At 54.3% G+C, this 16,973-nt stretch carries 20 protein-coding genes; 11 read left to right on the top strand and 9 right to left on the bottom strand.

Annotated elements, in window-relative coordinates; all coding sequences use genetic code 11:
- The first annotated feature begins 59 nt into the window (after positions 1-59).
- The 4 genes from speE to MVK60_RS08825 all read left to right on the top strand — a co-directional run bounded on the left by speE (position 60) and on the right by MVK60_RS08825 (position 3,397).
- Positions 60-914, top strand: a complete 855-nt coding sequence (gene speE / locus MVK60_RS08840; RefSeq protein ID WP_297438601.1) for a polyamine aminopropyltransferase — start codon at positions 60-62, stop codon at positions 912-914.
- Positions 915-919: 5 nt separating this feature from the next.
- Positions 920-1,801 carry a lysylphosphatidylglycerol synthase domain-containing protein gene (locus MVK60_RS08835; protein WP_297438532.1) on the top strand — a complete coding sequence of 294 codons (882 nt, stop codon included), beginning with the start codon at positions 920-922 and terminating at the stop codon, positions 1,799-1,801.
- A gap of 65 nt (positions 1,802-1,866) precedes the next feature.
- Positions 1,867-2,544: a hypothetical protein gene (locus MVK60_RS08830; protein ID WP_297438530.1), complete on the top strand. Its 678-nt coding sequence runs from the start codon at positions 1,867-1,869 to the stop codon at positions 2,542-2,544.
- A 31-nt stretch (positions 2,545-2,575) separates the two neighbouring features.
- Positions 2,576-3,397, top strand: a complete 822-nt coding sequence (locus tag MVK60_RS08825; protein ID WP_367270884.1) for a hypothetical protein — start codon at positions 2,576-2,578, stop codon at positions 3,395-3,397.
- A gap of 35 nt (positions 3,398-3,432) precedes the next feature.
- Here MVK60_RS08825 and MVK60_RS08820 read toward each other — a convergent pair whose 3' ends face one another.
- Positions 3,433-4,437, bottom strand: a complete 1,005-nt coding sequence (locus MVK60_RS08820) for a cell wall-binding repeat-containing protein (protein WP_297438528.1) — start codon at positions 4,435-4,437, stop codon at positions 3,433-3,435.
- 44 nt (positions 4,438-4,481) lie between these two features.
- A complete protein-coding gene (locus tag MVK60_RS08815) occupies positions 4,482-5,156 on the bottom strand; it encodes a metal-dependent hydrolase (RefSeq protein WP_297438526.1) in 675 nt (224 codons plus the stop codon).
- 226 nt (positions 5,157-5,382) lie between these two features.
- On the opposite strand from MVK60_RS08815, the gene MVK60_RS08810 reads away from it, so the two are divergent.
- Genes MVK60_RS08810 through MVK60_RS08800 form a run of 3 tightly spaced genes read left to right on the top strand, consistent with a single transcriptional unit; the run spans position 5,383 to position 9,325 of the window.
- Positions 5,383-6,759 carry a CoA-binding protein gene (locus MVK60_RS08810; RefSeq protein ID WP_297438524.1) on the top strand — a complete coding sequence of 459 codons (1,377 nt, stop codon included), beginning with the start codon at positions 5,383-5,385 and terminating at the stop codon, positions 6,757-6,759.
- Positions 6,760-6,770: 11 nt separating this feature from the next.
- Positions 6,771-8,711, top strand: coding sequence for an indolepyruvate ferredoxin oxidoreductase subunit alpha (gene iorA, locus MVK60_RS08805; RefSeq protein ID WP_297438522.1), 1,941 nt, complete (start codon positions 6,771-6,773; stop codon positions 8,709-8,711).
- On the top strand, positions 8,708-9,325 hold the full coding sequence (locus tag MVK60_RS08800) for an indolepyruvate oxidoreductase subunit beta (protein ID WP_297438520.1): 618 nt from the start codon (positions 8,708-8,710) through the stop codon (positions 9,323-9,325). Before iorA ends, MVK60_RS08800 begins: the two co-directional genes overlap by 4 nt.
- Before the next feature lie 194 nt (positions 9,326-9,519).
- Here the strand turns inward: MVK60_RS08800 and MVK60_RS08795 are convergent, their stop codons facing one another.
- On the bottom strand, positions 9,520-10,389 hold the full coding sequence (locus MVK60_RS08795) for an asparagine synthetase A (RefSeq protein ID WP_297438518.1): 870 nt from the start codon (positions 10,387-10,389) through the stop codon (positions 9,520-9,522).
- 217 nt (positions 10,390-10,606) lie between these two features.
- The gene (locus MVK60_RS08790) at positions 10,607-11,179 is read right to left on the bottom strand and encodes a TATA-box-binding protein (RefSeq protein WP_297438516.1); all 573 of its coding nucleotides are present in this window, start codon (positions 11,177-11,179) and stop codon (positions 10,607-10,609) included.
- 136 nt (positions 11,180-11,315) lie between these two features.
- Here MVK60_RS08790 and MVK60_RS08785 point away from each other — a divergent pair, with 136 nt between their 5' ends.
- A complete protein-coding gene (locus MVK60_RS08785) occupies positions 11,316-11,687 on the top strand; it encodes a DUF356 domain-containing protein (RefSeq protein WP_297438514.1) in 372 nt (123 codons plus the stop codon).
- Positions 11,688-11,732: 45 nt separating this feature from the next.
- Here MVK60_RS08785 and MVK60_RS08780 read toward each other — a convergent pair whose 3' ends face one another.
- Positions 11,733-12,275, bottom strand: coding sequence for a multiprotein bridging factor aMBF1 (locus MVK60_RS08780; RefSeq protein ID WP_297438512.1), 543 nt, complete (start codon positions 12,273-12,275; stop codon positions 11,733-11,735).
- 70 nt (positions 12,276-12,345) lie between these two features.
- Here MVK60_RS08780 and MVK60_RS08775 point away from each other — a divergent pair, with 70 nt between their 5' ends.
- Positions 12,346-12,852 (top strand): GNAT family N-acetyltransferase, encoded by a 507-nt coding sequence (locus MVK60_RS08775; protein WP_297438510.1) that lies wholly within the window; start codon positions 12,346-12,348, stop codon positions 12,850-12,852.
- A gap of 10 nt (positions 12,853-12,862) precedes the next feature.
- Positions 12,863-13,159, top strand: a complete 297-nt coding sequence (locus MVK60_RS08770; RefSeq protein WP_367270885.1) for a hypothetical protein — start codon at positions 12,863-12,865, stop codon at positions 13,157-13,159.
- A 75-nt stretch (positions 13,160-13,234) separates the two neighbouring features.
- Here MVK60_RS08770 and MVK60_RS08765 read toward each other — a convergent pair whose 3' ends face one another.
- Genes MVK60_RS08765 through MVK60_RS08755 form a run of 3 tightly spaced genes read right to left on the bottom strand, consistent with a single transcriptional unit; the run spans position 13,235 to position 15,877 of the window.
- Positions 13,235-13,639, bottom strand: a complete 405-nt coding sequence (locus MVK60_RS08765; protein ID WP_297438509.1) for a Zn-ribbon domain-containing OB-fold protein — start codon at positions 13,637-13,639, stop codon at positions 13,235-13,237.
- A 1-nt stretch (position 13,640) separates the two neighbouring features.
- Positions 13,641-14,807 (bottom strand): thiolase domain-containing protein, encoded by a 1,167-nt coding sequence (locus MVK60_RS08760; protein WP_297438595.1) that lies wholly within the window; start codon positions 14,805-14,807, stop codon positions 13,641-13,643.
- Positions 14,808-14,824: 17 nt separating this feature from the next.
- On the bottom strand, positions 14,825-15,877 hold the full coding sequence (locus tag MVK60_RS08755) for a hydroxymethylglutaryl-CoA synthase (protein WP_297438593.1): 1,053 nt from the start codon (positions 15,875-15,877) through the stop codon (positions 14,825-14,827).
- A 156-nt stretch (positions 15,878-16,033) separates the two neighbouring features.
- On the opposite strand from MVK60_RS08755, the gene MVK60_RS08750 reads away from it, so the two are divergent.
- Positions 16,034-16,696, top strand: a complete 663-nt coding sequence (locus MVK60_RS08750; protein WP_297438591.1) for a TIGR00266 family protein — start codon at positions 16,034-16,036, stop codon at positions 16,694-16,696.
- A 7-nt stretch (positions 16,697-16,703) separates the two neighbouring features.
- On the opposite strand, the gene MVK60_RS08745 is transcribed toward MVK60_RS08750, so the two are convergent.
- Positions 16,704-16,973 (bottom strand): hypothetical protein (locus MVK60_RS08745; protein WP_297438507.1); only part of this gene is annotated, 270 nt, incomplete at its 5' end.

Below are 16,973 nucleotides of genomic sequence, written 5' to 3'. Positions count from 1 at the left end.
GGGACCGGGGGGCATCAACTTTAAAACCCCAATCCCGTCTCTGGATTTAGGTGAGAAACATGGGATTCAACAGGGAGGATAACGCCTTCATTGAGTGGTATCCGCGGGGATATGGGGTGGGTTTCAAAGTCAAAGAGAGGCTCCTTGAAACCCAGACTAAATACCAGAGGCTGGAGCTTTACGAGACCGAGGGCTTCGGTAAACTGCTGGTCCTTGATGGGACGGTTCAGCTCCTCGAGGTGGGGGAGGAGAGTTATCATGAGGTTCTCGTTCATCCGGTTATGCTGGCCCATCCACGTCCCAGAAAGGTCTTGATAATCGGCGGTGGCGATGGGGGGGCCCTTCGGGAGGTTCTAAAGCACGAAGACGTTGAAAGAGTTGTCATGGTTGAGATTGATGAGACGGTTATAGAGGTCTCAAAGCTCTATATGGACGTTGCCAAGGGCGTTTTTGATGATCCCCGGGCTGAGGTGATAGTGGGGGACGGTGTTGAGTACCTCCGGAACACGGGGGAGAGATTCGACGTCATAATAGTGGATTCAACAGACCCTGTTGGACCGGCCAAGCTCCTCTTTTCTGAGGGATTCTTTGAGAGCGCGTACACCCGCTTAAACGACAACGGCCTGTACATCACGCAGGCCGGTAGCGTCTACCTTTTCACGAACGAGCTCCTCGACGCTTACATGGCGATGAAGAAGGTCTTCGATCACGTCCACTACTTCAGCTTCCCGGTAATCGGCTACGCCTCACCCTGGGGTTTTCTCGTCGGGATAAGGGGCTACCTTGACTTCAACAAGGTTGACCTGGGGAGGGCAGGAAAGCTTGACCTTTACTACTACGACCCGGAGAGACACGGGACTCTATTCCAGATGCCACGCTATGTGAGACGGCTGCTTGAGAACGAGCGAACGTGAGCCAAATGCGCAGGAAGCAGGCAGCCACACTGGTTATAACAGCGGTACTCTTTTTTTACCTCCTCTACAAGATAAAGAGCGAGGCCTCCAACGTCCAGGCCAGTATACGGCACCTCAACCCCTTACTCTTCCTCCTGGCGGTGCTGGCGGGGGTGGTCTCGTACCTGCTCTACACGCTTCTTTGGTACGTTCTCGTCAGGGGGGTCGCCAGAACCACCTACGCTGAGGTCCTGAAGGTCAATCTAGCTGGGACGTACCTGGCTTTTTCACTTAACGCCGCCATCGGGAACATCATCAAGGCCAAGTTCCTTGGCACTGACTACTTCAAGGTCCTTGGGGCTACGGCACTAGCGATAACCCTTGAGTTGACGGTCGGCGGCATGATGATAATGGGGTTGAACTCCGATATGAGTGCACTCCCTTTCGTGCTTCTCCTCCTCGGGGCGGTAGTTTTCGACGGTTTTTACTATCGTCTGGTTTCCTACCCAATAAACCGGCTTAAATGGGAGGGCATCAAGAAAAGCCTTCGGTCCTTCTACCAAGGATGGAGCGCCGTTAAATCGAGGGCCGTCAACCTGGCCGCCGCTTTCTTCGTCGCCTCCCTCCTCGTGGTGTTTAATGCCCTTTCCCTCCTCCTGGTTGGCCTGTCTTTTGGTGCAGACTTCTCCTTCCGCAGTGCCGTTATGGCCATCATCTACTCGGAGGTTCTTGGAGGCCTCCTTGGAACCCCTGGGGGAATGGGCGCGAACGAGGTGGGTCTCATGTTCGGCATAGGACACTCCGGACTGGCGGCGTTAACCGCAATAACCTACAAGTTCATCGGCCAGTACGCGTACGCACTCTTGGGCGCGGTTGCCTTCTACCGGCTGGTGGGGAGGGAGAGATAGCGGTATCCTCACCGTCGGGACATCGGGTGGGAAACCTTATGAAGGATAACGCGGCAGAGGAGTTAGTGGGTGATGTGAAAACGGAGAACGTGCTCGCCGAGATCGACGGCAGGATAAAACGTCTGAGCGCCCAGATTGAGATAGCCGAGGAGCGGCTCAAATACCTAGAGGGTATAGGCGCTCCATCAAAGTATCGCCTTCTGCGGGGTAGGAAGGACTACGGAGTTTACTACCTCATCCTGCTGGGCCTCTGGTTGATGGCGGGGGTCCTAGTACTCATACGCATGAAGAGGAATCTACCTGAAACGTTTAACCTTCCACTGCTCCCTTACCTCATCATAGCCCTCGTGATTGCGGTGGCCCCCCTGGTTTATCTCGTTCTAAACAAAAAGGAGCACCTGGGAACGCCCATTGAGGAGCTTGAGGAGCTTGAACGGGCCGCCAAACTCGTCATCTCCGGGTTCTACACCCCACTTCGGGGGGCCGTTGAGGAGGGGGATGTTGATGGGATGAGGGCACTCGCGGAAAAGCTCTTAAACGATCCCCTACTCGCCCGTGCACTGGAACGGACACACGAAGGGGACCCAAAGATGATGGCCTACGCCCTCTACCTGTACACAACCTATGATGAGGGCCTCAAGGAGGATGTTGAGGAGACCCTCACTTCCCTGACCAACAAACCCCTCAGAATGCTCCTCCGTACCCTTCTGCCCCCCGCCGAGACCGATGGAAAACGTGAATAAGGTTATAACCCCTCACCCGTTTATCTCCCTGGTGAGAACGTTGAGGTTCGAAGTTCTGAGCAAGGAGGATATGAACACCCTCTCCCGGGAGCTCAGTAGGGCGGGGGTCATGAACAGGACTAAGGAGGAAGTTCGACCGGATGTTGCGCATTACACCATCATCAGCGGTACGTACGCCGAGCTCCTTGAACGGGCAGAGGGAATTGAACCCGTAGCTGAGAGCCTGGAGGAGCTCAAAGCCGCTTTCGATGACCTCCTCTCCTACTGGAAACCTAGTGCGGAGAAACGTGTTGAGGAACTTTTTGACGAGTCGGAGCACGGAAAGTTCATGCTCATGATGGCACTTCTCGAGTCCGGGGCGGTCGTGGAGAACGATGGGAAGCTGATTCTCCGGGAGGTGCCTTCTCTGGATTCCTTGAGGTTGGAGCTCCGTTTCCCGATAGAGGAGATGGAGGGGTACCTTGAGGCCGTGGAGGAACGCTTCAACGTAGGCATGATAACGGAGTTTACCCTTGCGAAACACTACTACGTCGAAGTCATGGAGGTCGATAGGGAACTCATCGAGAGTGCCCTTCGGATAGCCGAGGACCGCGCAACCGAGGAGAGCATCGTTGATGCCATGTTTGAGGGGATAGCCCGCTCGGTTCTGGCGGACACCATACTTGAGATGGCCTGGGAGCACAGGAAAAAGAACGAGCTCCTGGAAGCCCTTATGGAGCGGGAGCCGATAGTGGTGGATGGGAAGAACGAGAGGATCAACGTGTACTTCGACGAGGACTCCATCGAGGACTTCCTCAAGGAACTTCAGACATTAGGATACATAAAGGTCAAGGGAAACAGGATCTGGCTCTGATTTATCTCTACCTTTTGAAAGCCGTTGTCTTGGGGTCAATCCCGCATGATTATGTCTTTTGTGAGTTTTACCATGAAAGTCTTCCCTATCTTCTCCCTGGTAACCAACTGCTTCTTTTCAAGTTCCTGGATTATCCTGCTTATTGTGGGTCTTGAATAGCCCGTAAGTTCAGGGAGATCCTCCTGTTTGACTTCACCGCCCCTCTGCACTATGGCCTTGACAACTATGCGCTCCTTCTCGGTGAGCACCTCAATGGGAACCCTGTTCTCGGCCCACTTCTTCCTGGCGTAGTAGAGGGATCCTGGAACCGCCACTGCAAGGGAGAGGGCCACGGCTATGATGACCTTTGTCCAGTCGGTCTCTTTCCCCTTCGCCGGTGGTTTTATTGTTATCTCGACGTTCTTCTTGTACCAGTAGGTGTGGTACCCCAGTGAGTTCAGGGTCTGCTCTAGGTTCGCGGGGAGGCCGGCACCGACGAGTATCACCAAACTTGGTTTGAGCTTCTTGAGTGCCTCCTCGGTGTACACCGAGAGATTGGTCTCGGGATTGAGGAGGAGAGGGTAATCGTAGTTCATGGCGAAGCGCGCCGCCGCTAGGGCCGAACCGTAGTCGCTGGAGCTTGCTATTACCACGGTGTCCTTTCCGTTGGGGTAGAAGTACTCCGCCAGTTTCGCCGCCGTTGCGGTTCTCACCACACCCCCAATTCTCTCGGGGATAAAGCCCAGGCTCATGAGCTGGTCCTGTACGGTGTCGCTCACGGCCTTTGAGTCACCGATTATCAGAACGTGACTCCATCCGAACTGGGCGTATGACTGGAGCTGGGCCTGCATCGTGGTGTCCAGTTCTTTGGGATTAACGGGCAGGATTGGAATGCCCAGCATCTTTGAATAGGGTAAGGCAACTATGTAATCTATCGGATCATCATTCCTGACGATGATAAGGTCGTATTTGGGGTTTTCGGATTGGGCCCCTATTAGGGGTATAACAAACGACGATGCAATTACGAGGATGAATACCAGTGCAAGGGCCCGTCTAACCATTTTATCACCTAAAAAGGGTGGGGGAGGAAGCTTAAAAAGCTTTTTCAAAGCTCCAGGACCTCACCGGGTTTGAGTATATAGACCTCCGCTCCGTCCCCGACGAGCCCCTGGAACTCCTCCGGGTCGGCGGAAATCGGGGGCCAGGTGTTGTAGTGCATCGGAACGACCTTTCCTGGCTTCAGCAGCTCAACGGCCTTAGCGGCCTCCCTCGGCCCCATCGTGAAGTGGCCGCCTATTGGGAGGAGGGCAACGTCAATCGGCCCGTAAAGCTCACTGAACAGGGCCATGTCGGAGAAGACGAAGGTGTCCCCGGCGTGATATATCGTCTTTCCGTCGAGTTTTACGATGTATCCTGAGGCGTTGCCTATGCTGTACTTTCCATCGCTGCTGGAGTGCCAGGCGGGAACCTGCACGATCCCTACACCATCGATCTCGGTCGGGCCATAATTCATTCCTATCGTGGTTATCCCATCGTTGTTCTCGACTAGGTAGTTGGCCACGTCGAACATCGCGACTATCTTGGCTCCGGTTCTCTTGGCTATCTCCACAGCGTCACCGATGTGGTCACCATGGGCGTGTGTGACGAGGATCAGGTCTGCATTGAGCTCTTCTGGCTTCGCTGCCGCCTGTGGATTCCCCGTAAGAAATGGATCTATCAGAATTCTCTTGCTGCCGGCTACCTCAAACGCGGCGTGTCCCAAAAACCGAATCTGCACCACTCAGACCACCTCCGGAGTTATACTAACCGGCGGTTGCTATAAAGTTTTCGACAGGGGGTCTTTAACGGCGCCCTCTCATTCGGGTTAATGATATGAACCCCGCCGTTTAATGTTCTGTTATGCCCATTAAAGCATTATATAGGCTGTTAACGTCCATATCTGCCTCACTGTCCGTTTTGGGAAAGCTTATATACGATTCAATCGAGGTTTTAACGGTGAGTGACAGATGACGTTTGACTACTTCTTCAAGCCGAGGGCTGTAGCTGTTATAGGGGCATCAAACGACCCCCTCAAGCTCGGCTATGAAGTCTTCAAAAACCTCAAAAAATACAAGGCTGGCAAGGTCTATCCAGTTAATGTCAAGGATGAAGAGGTCCAGGGAGTCAGGGCTTACAGAAACGTGAAGGATATCCCCGACGAGGTTGACCTCGCGGTCATCGTCGTTCCGAAGCGCTTCGTCAGGCAGACGGTAATCGACTGCGGTGAGAAGGGGGTTAAGGGGATAATCCTCATTACCGCGGGCTTTGGTGAGGTTGGACCTGAGGGAAAGAAGGAGGAGCGCCAGCTCGTTGAGATAGCAAGGAAGTATGGCATGAGGCTCGTAGGCCCGAACTGCGTTGGTATAATGAACACCCAGGACGACATGAACGCGACCTTCGTCATGGATGCTAAAAAGGGTAACATAGCCTTCATCAGTCAGAGCGGGGCTCTAGGAGCTGGGATAATCTACAAGACCGTCAAGGAGGGGATAGGCTTCTCCAAGTTCGTCAGCATAGGCAACATGGCGGACGTGGACTTCTCCGAGTTCATGGAGTATCTGGCGGACACCGGGGAGGACAAGGCCATAGCCCTCTACATAGAGGGTCTCAAGGACGGGAGACGCTTCATGGAGGTCGCCAAGCGCGTTACCCGGAAAAAGCCTGTAATAGTTCTCAAAGCAGGAAAGAGCGAAAGCGGTGCGAGGGCCGCTTCGAGTCACACCGGTTCCCTCGCTGGAAGCTGGCGCATCTACGAAGCCGCCTTCAAGCAGAGCGGTGTCATAGTCGCGGAGACCATAGACGACATGCTCAGCATGGCGAGGGCCTTCACCCAGCCGCTTCCGAAGGGCAAGCGCGTTGCCATAATGACCAATGCGGGTGGCCCCGGCGTCCTCACAGCCGACGCGATAGACCGGCTCGGCCTCAACCTGGCGGACCTCAAACCGGGGACGATTGAGGAGCTTCGCTCGTTCCTTCCGCCGATGGCAGCAGTCAAGAACCCGGTCGACATGATCGCGAGTGCCAGGGGCGAGGACTACTACAGAACCGCAAAGCTTCTCCTTGAGGATCCGAACGTTGACATGCTCATAAGCATCTGCGTCGTCCCAACCTTCGCGGGAATGACCCCGACCGAGCACGCTGAGGGCGTTATCAAGGCCGTTAAGGAGGTCAACAACGGCAAGCCCGTCCTCGGCCTCTTCATGGCAGGCTACGTGAGTGAGAAGGCTAAGGAAGTCCTCGAGGCGAACGGAATTCCGAGCTACGAAAGGCCTGAGGACGTTGCGGCTGGGGCTCACGCCCTGGTGGAGTCTGCAAAGGCAAGGGGAGTTTTGAAGGAGGAGTGAGGTGATTTTGGATGGCAAAAGTTACCGATATGGTTTTGTGGGACAAGCCGGGGGAGAAGGTTCCCCTTCTCGGCAACCAAGCTATAGCCAGAGGTGCGCTTGAGGCGAACGTCGCTGTTTATGCGGCCTATCCAGGAACCCCCAGTTCTGAGCTTACGGATACGATGGCGATAGTTGCCAAGAAGGCCGGCGTTTACATGGAGTACTCCACCAACGAGAAGGTCGCCTTCGAGACCGCTCTCGCAGCGGCTTGGAGCGGTTTAAGGGCAATGACGGCGATGAAGCACGTGGGGCTCAACGTTGCCGCCGACACATTCATGAGCTCCGTTGGAATGGGTGTTGAGGGCGGTTTTGTCATAATGGTGGCGGATGACCCGAGCATGTGGAGCAGCCAGAACGAACAGGACACAAGAATGTATGGAAAGTTCGCCAACGTCCCCGTGCTTGAACCCAGCGACCCGCATGAGGCAAAGGAGATGGTTAAGTACGCTTTTGACCTCAGCGAAAAGTTCAAGCACTTCGTCATCCTGAGGACCACGACGAGAAGCTCCCACTCTAGGGGAGACGTCGTCCTTGGGGAGCTCCCTGAGGATATAAAGACCGGCAAGAGGAAGTTTGGCAAGTTCAAAAAAGACCCGAACAGGTTCGTTGACGTCCCATCAAATGCGAGACGCTTCCACCCGCAGATTCTTGAAAAGATCGAGAAGATCCGCAAGGAGCTCGAAGACTGTCCGTTCAACTGGATAGAAGGCAATGAGAACGCGAAGGTTGGCATAATAGCGCCGGGCCTTTCCTACGCCTATGTAAAGGAGGCACTTCACTGGCTTGGCGTGGAGGATGTCAAGGTTCTCAAGCTTGGCACGCCTTTCCCGGTTCCCTACGGCCTGCTTGAGAGGTTCATGGAGGGCCTTGAGAAGGTTCTCATCGTCGAGGAGCTTGAGCCCGTGGTTGAGGAGCAGGTCAAGACCTGGGCCTACGATAAGGGTCTCACGATCCCGATACATGGCAAGGACCTTGTACCGAGGGTTTATGAGATGACCACCAGAAGGGCGGTTACCGCCATAGCGAAGTTCCTCAACCTTGAGACCCCGCTGAACTACGAAGAGCTCGACGTCAAGTACAACAAGGCCCTCGAGGTGGTCCCGCCGAGGCCGCCGAGCCTCTGTCCCGCCTGTCCGCACAGGAACAGCTTCTACGCTATAAAGAAGGCCACCCACTCGAGGGGAATCTACCCGAGCGATATAGGTTGCTACACCCTCGGTTTGCTCCCACCGCTCAACGCGGTTGACACGACCGTCGCCATGGGCGGCTCAATCGGCATCGCCCATGGGCTCGAGATGGCCCAGCACGGGTCGGTGAGCGAGGAACAGAGAAAGAAGGAGAAGAAGGTCATTGTGGCCACCATTGGGGACTCAACGTTCTTCCATACCGGTCTTCCCGCCCTGGCGAACGCGATATACAACCGCTCCAACGTGCTCATAGTGGTTCTCGACAACTTGGTCACGGCCATGACCGGCGATCAGCCTAACCCGAGCACCGGCCAGACGCCCCACGGCATGGGTAAGAGGATTCCGATAGAGGACGTCGCTAAGGCGATGGGTGCCGACTTTGTGGCGGTGGTTGATCCGTACGACATAAAGAAGACTTACGAGACGGTTAAGAAGGCTCTTGAGGTCGAAGGAGTCAGCGTCGTCGTGTCGAGGCAGGTCTGTGCCCTCTACAAGATAGGTCAGATGAGGCGCAGGGGCGAGAAGTGGCCGATATACTACGTCGATGAGGATGCCTGTACCGGCTGTAAGATATGTATCAACGCCTACGGCTGTCCTGCAATCTACTGGGATGAGGAGGAGAAGCAGGCGAGGATAGAGCCCAGCATGTGCTGGGGCTGCGGAGGGTGCGCGCAGATCTGTCCATTCGGTGCCTTCAAGCCAGTAGAGGGGGGAGAGGAATGAAGCCCGTTAATGAGTACAACATAGTGATTACGGGTGTTGGCGGTCAGGGTGTTCTCACCGCGGCGAATATACTCGGTTGGGCCGCCCTTCATGCAGGCTACAAGGTTAGGATGGGTGAGGTTCACGGGATGAGCCAGCGATTTGGAAGCGTCGTCTCGTACGTCCGCTTCGGCGACGAGGTCTACGGTTCGATGGTCCCGGAAGGAAGGGGTGATGTTATCCTCAGCTTTGAGCCGGTCGAGGCACTCCGTTACATCAACCACCTCAGAAGGGGGGGGATGATCGTTACCAACACCAAGTCCATCGTCCCCGTCCAGGTCTCGATGGGTAAGGCCCGCTATCCAGAACTCGACGAGATAAAGAAGATAGTGGAAGACGACTTTAGGGCCAAGTGGATCGGCTTCAACGCGGAGGAACTGGCCATCAAAGCGGGGCACGTCATCACAACCAACACCGTCCTCATAGGGGCACTCACCCAGATCCCCGAGTTCCCGCTCGACGCAGAACATGTCAGGGAGGTCATAAGGCTCAACGTCCCGCCGAAGGCCGTTGACGTGAACATGAAAGCCTTTGACCTCGGAATCGAGGCCGCGAAGGAGATTCTGGGGCTTTGATGCCCTCCTGCAATTTTTATTAATTTCAAGCATCAGTGCTTCTCTGGTGTTGATCTCGGATTTTTATCCCTAAAAACCATTATCCTTTCCAGTGAACCTAACTTACGGTTGGGGGATTTCCCTGCACCGCGGTATGCCCCGTCTTCACTCGATGAAACGTCACCACCGGATGAACGTTGAATCCAAATTCTCCTTCAAAGTTCCACCTTCATGTATGGAATCCGTGGAAACACCTGCGCCTCAGATATATCCCTAAGGCCTGAGAAGAACGTTACGAGCCGTTCCACTCCAAGTCCTGCCCCTGCCGAAGGCATGATCTCGCCGTTTTTGACCATCCTGAGATAGGGAGCGAAGTTCTCAACTTTAAGGCCACCTTTGAGTATCTTCCGCTTTATCTTCTCGTATTCCCACTCCCTCTCACCTCCACTTGCCACCTCGCCGTATCCCGGCACGTAGAGATCGTAGTTATGCCACTCCCCGGTTTCTTCGTCGTAGTAGTCGTAGAACTCGCGCGGTATGTTCACAACAAAAAACGGCCGTTCTTTCTCCTGTGTTAACCGGTTTACTTCCTCCTCTCCCAAATCGGCATAATTGTAAACTGGGAAGCCTCCTTTTAATATGCTCCCATACTCCTCGCAGGATACGAGGGCATCCTCACACAACCTTCTGACGATTCCCTTAATGACCTCTTCTAGGGTTTCCATTACGTCCTTCATCCTCAGATTGCGGGCTTCGAAGTCAAACTGGGTGAACTCAAAGGTGTGCCACCCGTCTGGTTTCCGGGCCTCTATCCTCACGTTCGGAGACAGCACGAATATCCTTCCGAACCTTGAAACCGCCGTCTGTTTGTGGAGTATCATGCTGTGCATCAGCCGCAGTCTCATCCCGTACGTCCTCACCTCGACTTCCAGCAGTTCGGTTTTTTGCTCCGCTGGGTCTGGCCATAGGGGATCGGTTACTGGAGAAAGCACCTTGGGAAGCATCCAGAGATAGCCCTTTGACAGAAATGTGTCCGAGAGGTAGCCCAGTATCTCAGTCTTTATCCTTAACGTTCTGGTGTCCATGGTTTCCACCTGAAGACAATAAAACTTAGGGTTAAATAACATTTATTCGAAATTTTTGGATTATTGATTAAAATATATCCATATTAACGGTAATATCTGAATAAATGACAGCCAGGAATATGGGTACCGCCCTTTCCTAGGCCTCTCGGGAGATTGTACTAAGGCAAAACAGAGCGTTCGGGACCCTGACAAAGAGGGAATAAGAAGAGAAAGCCTTTCACCACTCTTCCTCTTCTTCAATGAGGCCGTACTTTTCAAGCTCCCTGATAAGCTTCCTAACGGCTTCCCAAGCGTCGTGCTCGCTTTTTGCCCCAGAGCAGACGATCTTTCCTGAGGAGAAGAGCAGTATCACGGCCCTTGGCTCCTTGACGCGATAGATGACGCCGGGGAACTGCTCCGGCTCGTATTCACAGTTGGGCAGGCTCAAAGCGACCGCATCGAGGTTGAATTCCATACCTATGTCGCCGCTGAAGACCATGTTCTGGATGTCTATCTGGGGTGCCCGACCGAACTTCGCCCCTATCTTCTTGAGCATCTGAATCAGCTTGTTCACTGTCCTCTCGATGTCATCGACGCTTTTGGCTCCTGTGACAACGAGCTTTCCGGAGCTGAACACCAGAAGGGCGACCTTTGGCTCCTCGAAGCGGCATATAATTCCGGGGAACTCCTCCGGATTGTACTTGGAGTTGGGGCATATCTCTATGACCCTCTCAAGGTTCAGCTGGGTAAACAGATCAACAGAAGCGACTATGTTCTCAATTCTGAGCTTTACATTGCCCATATCAACCAAGGTTTACACCTCCACATGGTGGGTTTAAAAACCCTTTATAAATGAGCCCGGATGAGTTTTTAAAGGTTTAGGTACGCGAGGCTTTCATTGAGGAACCCTTAAAAGGTCTTCATTCAAGGGGCCACGGTGACGTTCGATGAGAAACACGTTTATCCTGGTTAGAACTGACGATTTTCACAAGGCCAGCATCGCACTGGCCGATCTCGTTCGCTACGGAGGAATGAGGATCCGGGGTGATCCAAGGATAATACCCCCCGCCCTCTCGGACTGGGCGTTTGAGAGCGTGAGCGGTGAGAAGCCGAGGAGAAGGTTCAACGCGCACGTAGTTGCCCAGGTGGACCTTCCCCCCGCGAAGGCCATAGGACGGCTGACCGACATCCACCCACCGGCGCATGTACTGGTGATTCCCCCAGATACCGATGCTTGGGAGGAGCTGATGCGTCTTTGGAGAACCTTTGAAAAACTTAAAGGGTTCCACCCCCCAAAGAGGGCGAAGAATGAGGACTGAAGAAAACACGAGTGAGTGGTTCGGAAGGGCGCTGGTCGGTGTCCGTTACTTCTTCCGCTTCTTGATCCTGATGTTTGCTACGTCCCCGAGGGTCGGTTCATAATCCTTTGGAACCGTGGCTTTTTCCTGAACCTCCTGGCCCGTGCGCTCGATTAGCGTTATCTTGAAGTACTTCTCAAGCTTTTTTGCCTCTTTTATGGTGGGCTCGCGGTAGCCGTGAGCGATCGCCCTCAGGTCGTTCATTGAGAGGCCGATCTCGTGGGAGAGTTCCTCGTAACTTTTGCCTGTTTTCTGAATCGCGTGGTAGACCCGGTCAGCGAAGTCCTCCACTATCTCCTCTTGGTATAGCGGGCGCTCGGTTCTGGGTCTTCCGGTATTCCTGGGCTTCGGTCCCGACGGGATGTGAGTTCTCCTGACCGGCCGCCTGCCGGTGGGCATGGTGCTGAATGTCCCGGGCTTCTTATGGCTGTATCTCTCGTAACACCGGTCACACACCAGAAGTTCGGCCCCCTCGATCCTTATCTTGTGTCCAGGCCCTCTTATCGGTGCACCGCAGATTTCACATAACTTGGGCTTCGCCTTCCCCATCCCAATCACCTTCTTGCTCCATTTAAGGCTTAGAGCTATCTTTTATAAACCCGTCGCCGTACTATCTCTGATGGGCGCGGTAGAAGTTGAGAGGCTTGATAGACTCAACGCGGAAACCCTGGAGGAACTCGTCGGGATCTACATGAGGGGGTACGAGGGACTCCGTGAGTACGGTGGTGAGGGCGAGGGCTACGCCAAACGCTATCTCCGCTGGTGCTGGAGTAAGGCCAGGGATGGCTTTTTTGTGGCCAGAAGGGGCGGAGAACTCGCGGGCTTTATAGTATGTGACCGTGACTGGTACAGCAAGTACGAGGGCAGGATAGTTGGTGCGATTCATGAGTTCGTCGTCGACAGAAGATTCCAGGGCCACGGTATCGGACGCATCCTGATGGGGAAAGGTCTGGATTACCTGTCCCGTTACACGGATCGTGTTGAGCTGTGGGTCGGTGAGAAAAACAGGGGTGCCATCGAGTTCTACGAAAGCTACGGCTTTAGGAAGGTTGGGCAGAGCGGAATATGGGTTAGGATGGTCAGGGACCTTCATGCAAAACCTGATAAACCCCCGGGTGAAGATTGAATCGGTGAAAATGATGCCGTGTGTACACCCACCTCAACCCGATAAGGTAAGGGAATTGAAAGAGGAGAGTTTCATACGTGACGGTAAAGGAAAGCTCAGGATTAGCATTGAGAGCGAAGGTGAGGTCATGGAAACTACCATGAACGGCTCTCTGAAGAGCGTGGATGAGATAGCGGGGATGCTTGGTGTTAGGGCGGAGAATGGTGGGATAGAAGCCGTCGTTGATGGTATCAAGGTTAGGATGAAAAGGGGCCTCCTGGAGCTGGAGTTTGAGAGCGGCGAGCGAATGAAGATCGAAAAGGCTTGAGGAGCCGCACATCCACTTTACCACCGCTTCCTATTTGGGCGACTTCCGGAGGGTAGGAAAGAAATAGGAAAGAGCTCACTTCAAAACGGGCCTGAACTTGTACCCGTAGAGTATTATTCCGTCCTCGTCGAACTCGCGTAGTTTTCTTGTTACCATCTCCACCTCCATACCCTCATGGATTTCCTCGGGGTCAACGTCGGTTAGCTGGGCCAGAACGACGGGACCCTCCTCCAGCTGGATTAGTGCGAGGGGATACGGCCGGTAGTATTCAAAGCCGCTCGGGGGGTTCCGTACTATTGTCCAGCTTATGACCTTCCCCTTTCCGTTCAGTTCATATTCCTTGACGTTCCTGCTTCCGCATACGGGACAGACGCTTCTGTAGGGGAAAAATATGTGGCCGTTCTCACATTTGCCCCCGATGAGGGCGTACTTCTCGCGGAAGTGTCTCCAGTGCCTTGCAACCTGCATGGGCTTTCCCATCTCAGACCCTCCTAAACACGTTGACCGTTATGTTCGAGCCCGTACCGCCTATGTTCTGGGTCAGACCTACCTCGGCGTTCGGAACCTGTATCCCCTCAGGTGCCTCGCCGCGGAGCTGCAGAACCGCCTCGACCGTCTGGTAAACGCCGGTGGCTCCAACTGGGTGCCCTCTGCTCTTCAGCCCTCCCATAGTCTGTATCGGGTAGTTTGCATCGACCGCTATCTGGCCCTCCCTGGCGAGCTTCGCGCCCTCTCCCTTTTTCGCGACACCGAGGGCCTCGAGGCTGAGCGCGGCCATGACGGTAAAGGCGTCGTGAACCTCGAAGAAGTTGACCTCCTTAGCCTCAACGCCGGCCATTCTGTATGCCCTATCCGCTGCAATTTTCGCAGCTTTAAGCGTGAGAAGGTCTTCCCTGTTGGCGAGGTTTATGGTGTCAATCGCCCTCCCCATTCCAGCAACCTCGACCCACTTCTCCCTGGGAACGCCGAGCTCCTTGGCCTTCTCCTGTGTGGTGATTATCACTGCCGCCGCACCGTCGCAGACCGGCGATGCATCGAAGAGCTTGAGAGGGTCTGCTATGTAGGGGCTTTTCAGGACGGTCTCAACCTTTATGGGTCCCTTGAACATTGCGTAGGGGTTCTTGGCACCGTTGGCGTGGGCGTTGACTGCGAAGAGCGCCAGGTCCTCCTCGGTGTAGCCATATGTATTCATGTAGTGCCTCATTATGAGTGCGTTTAATGCCACAAAACTGGCCCCGTGGAATAGCTCCCAGTCCGCATCAGCGGCGTAGGCCAGATACCTGGTGGCGTCGCTCGGCCAGGCGTCGGTCATCTTCTCAACACCCACAACCGCAACAACGTCCTCAAGGCCGGCCATTACGGCCTTTGCACCCTCCTGCACAGCCGCCCCACCTGAAGCACATGCGGCCTCAACCTTAACGGCTGGAACGTTTCCAAGGCCTGCCCAGTCGGCTATAAGGGCGCCGAGGTTCTCCTGCTCAATGAAGGAACCTGAGATCATGTTTCCAACGTAGAGCGAGTCAACCCTCTCGACTCCAGCATCATCCATCGCGTTGAGAAGGGCTTCAACGGCTATGTCTCTGAGCGAGAGCTTCCAGTGCTCTCCGACAGGAATCATACCAACGCCGATGATCACGGGCTTTTCAATCGTCATCTTAACACCCCCTACAGTATGTACTTCCTCCTGGCCTTCGCGTAGAGCGCGTAATCGATGTACCTCTTTCTGTTCACGTAGTCCATTGTCTTCGGTGCTAGGTCTCTCTTCTCCTCTATGGCGTCCTGCACGACGAGACTGAAGGCGTCACTTCCTGCTCCTGAACCAAAGCTCACCCAGAGAATTCTGTCACCGGGTTTGGCCACGTCGAGAACCGCCGAAACGCCGACGAGGGTTGCGCCGCTGTAGGTGTTGCCAATGAACCCTGTAAGGAGTCCTGGAATTACTTTTTCCTTCGGGATGCCGAGTATCTTTGCGGCCGTCAGCGGGAACTTGACGTTGGGCTGGTGGAAGACGGCGTAGTCGAAGTCGTCCGGCGTGTAGTCCATCTCTTCCATGAGGGTCTTGGCGGCACTTATTATCTGATGGAAGTATGCAGGTTCGCCTGTGAAGCGGTTGCCGTGCCTCGGGTAGTGCTCGTGCTGCCTCCTCCAGAAGTCGGGGGTATCGGTTACGTAGGAGTAGCTTGCCTCAAAATACGCGAGGGTATCAGAACCTTTTGGACCGAGGAGGTAGGCCGCTCCACCGGCCGAGGCGGTGAATTCGAGGTGGTCACCCGGCCTCCCCTGGGATGTGTCGGCACCTATCGCCATGGCATATTCAGCCATTCCAGAACCCACGAATCCTATAGCAGCCTGCAGGGCTTCGGTTCCCGCTTTGCATGCAAACTCGAAATCGGCTGCATCCAGATCGGGTGTTGCACCGATTGCCTCGGCTATAACCGTTGCAGAAGGCTTGACGGCGTAGGGCTTTGACTCGGTTCCAAACCAGAGTGCCCTTATAAGCCTGGGATCAATCCGCGCCCTTTTAAGGGCATTCCTCGCTGCCTCAATTCCAATCGTTATTGCATCCTCATCCAGACCCGGGACTGATTTTTCCCTGATAGGAAAGCTCGAAACACCCCAGACCCTTCCTATCTCCTCGTTTTTAATCCTGTACATGGGGACGTAGGCACCGTATCCGACGATACCGACATCCTTAATAGGTTTCAGCAGTTTTCCCATGGCCATCACCTGCATAAGAGCTGAGCTTTAAACGTTCTTTTAGTGCTAAACCCGGCCATTATAAAAGTCTTTCGGTGAAAGTAAAAGGTTTTTTCGACGATTAACGATGCGGAGGTATATAAGGAACCCCTGCATAATCTCTGTGAGGTGATGTTTTTGAGATACACGATAAACCACAGGCCGAGCTTTTCTCTGCTTGAGGTGGAGCTCTCCCAGGGGGAGGCCATTCAGGCGGAGGCCGGAGCCATGGTGCACATGAGTCCCACCATAAAGATGGAGACAAAAGCCAAGGGAGGCGTTTTTGGCGCTTTAAAGCGTTCAATGCTCGGGGGAGAGAGCTTTTTCATCAACACATTCCGCGGGCCTGGGACTTTGGGGCTTGCACCCTCCTATCCCGGGGATATAGAGGGGCTGGAAATCGACGGAACCCTCTACGCCCAGAGCGGGGCATTTCTGGCCAGCAGCGAGGGAATACGCATAGATACCAAGTGGGGAGGGGCAAAAACCTTCTTCGGAAGGGAAGGCCTTTTCCTCCTTAAGATGAGCGGAAGGGGTATGGTATTCCTCTCAAGCTTCGGGGCGATATACAGGAAGGAACTCCACAACGAGCATTTTGTCATAGATACCGGACACATGGTGGCCTTCACGGACGGACTGGACTTCAAGGTAAGGCGTGTTGGAGGGCTTAAGAGCACGCTCTTCAGCGGAGAAGGATTGGTGGCGGAATTCCACGGCACGGGAACTCTCTACATACAGACGAGGAGCATGGACAGTTTTATAAGCTGGATAATCCCCCATCTGCCGAAGGGCAGGGACTGATTTTTATTTATTTAGCCTGATGGAAGCGCCGTACCTCTATAACCTTCTCCTTTTTGTTATCGTCCATCATGGCGTCCACAGCTTCATGAATATTGTCAAAAGCCAGATAGTACCATTTTCCATCTGCATCCTCTATGAGAAGACCGGAATTTGAGATGGCGTAGGATTCCACATACCCGTATGCACCCCTGTATTCTCCCAGCCTGTATCGACCAAAGGCAAGCCCGTTGACCCTGACCTCAAGCACCTCATTGGGCTCTGCCCTTCTGAAGTCCTT

The sequence above is a fragment of the Thermococcus sp. genome (assembly GCF_026988555.1).
Classification (GTDB): domain Archaea; phylum Methanobacteriota_B; class Thermococci; order Thermococcales; family Thermococcaceae; genus Thermococcus.
The sequence above is the reverse complement of the archived record's forward strand: the minus strand, read 5'-3'. Positions and strand labels throughout refer to the sequence as shown.

Excerpts from the sequence above, each read along its gene's own strand:
- speE (WP_297438601.1), top strand. The coding sequence starts at position 60 with ATGGGATTCAACAGGGAGGATAACGCCTTCATTGAGTGGTATCCGCGG.
- MVK60_RS08835 (WP_297438532.1), top strand. The coding sequence starts at position 920 with ATGCGCAGGAAGCAGGCAGCCACACTGGTTATAACAGCGGTACTCTTT.
- MVK60_RS08820 (WP_297438528.1), bottom strand. The coding sequence starts at position 4,437 with ATGGTTAGACGGGCCCTTGCACTGGTATTCATCCTCGTAATTGCATCG.
- MVK60_RS08810 (WP_297438524.1), top strand. The coding sequence starts at position 5,383 with ATGACGTTTGACTACTTCTTCAAGCCGAGGGCTGTAGCTGTTATAGGG.
- iorA (WP_297438522.1), top strand. The coding sequence starts at position 6,771 with ATGGCAAAAGTTACCGATATGGTTTTGTGGGACAAGCCGGGGGAGAAG.
- MVK60_RS08800 (WP_297438520.1), top strand. The coding sequence starts at position 8,708 with ATGAAGCCCGTTAATGAGTACAACATAGTGATTACGGGTGTTGGCGGT.
- MVK60_RS08795 (WP_297438518.1), bottom strand. The coding sequence starts at position 10,389 with ATGGACACCAGAACGTTAAGGATAAAGACTGAGATACTGGGCTACCTC.
- MVK60_RS08785 (WP_297438514.1), top strand. The coding sequence starts at position 11,316 with ATGAGAAACACGTTTATCCTGGTTAGAACTGACGATTTTCACAAGGCC.
- MVK60_RS08780 (WP_297438512.1), bottom strand. The coding sequence starts at position 12,275 with ATGGGGAAGGCGAAGCCCAAGTTATGTGAAATCTGCGGTGCACCGATA.
- MVK60_RS08775 (WP_297438510.1), top strand. The coding sequence starts at position 12,346 with ATGGGCGCGGTAGAAGTTGAGAGGCTTGATAGACTCAACGCGGAAACC.
- MVK60_RS08770 (WP_367270885.1), top strand. The coding sequence starts at position 12,863 with ATGATGCCGTGTGTACACCCACCTCAACCCGATAAGGTAAGGGAATTG.
- MVK60_RS08765 (WP_297438509.1), bottom strand. The coding sequence starts at position 13,639 with ATGGGAAAGCCCATGCAGGTTGCAAGGCACTGGAGACACTTCCGCGAG.
- MVK60_RS08755 (WP_297438593.1), bottom strand. The coding sequence starts at position 15,877 with ATGGGAAAACTGCTGAAACCTATTAAGGATGTCGGTATCGTCGGATAC.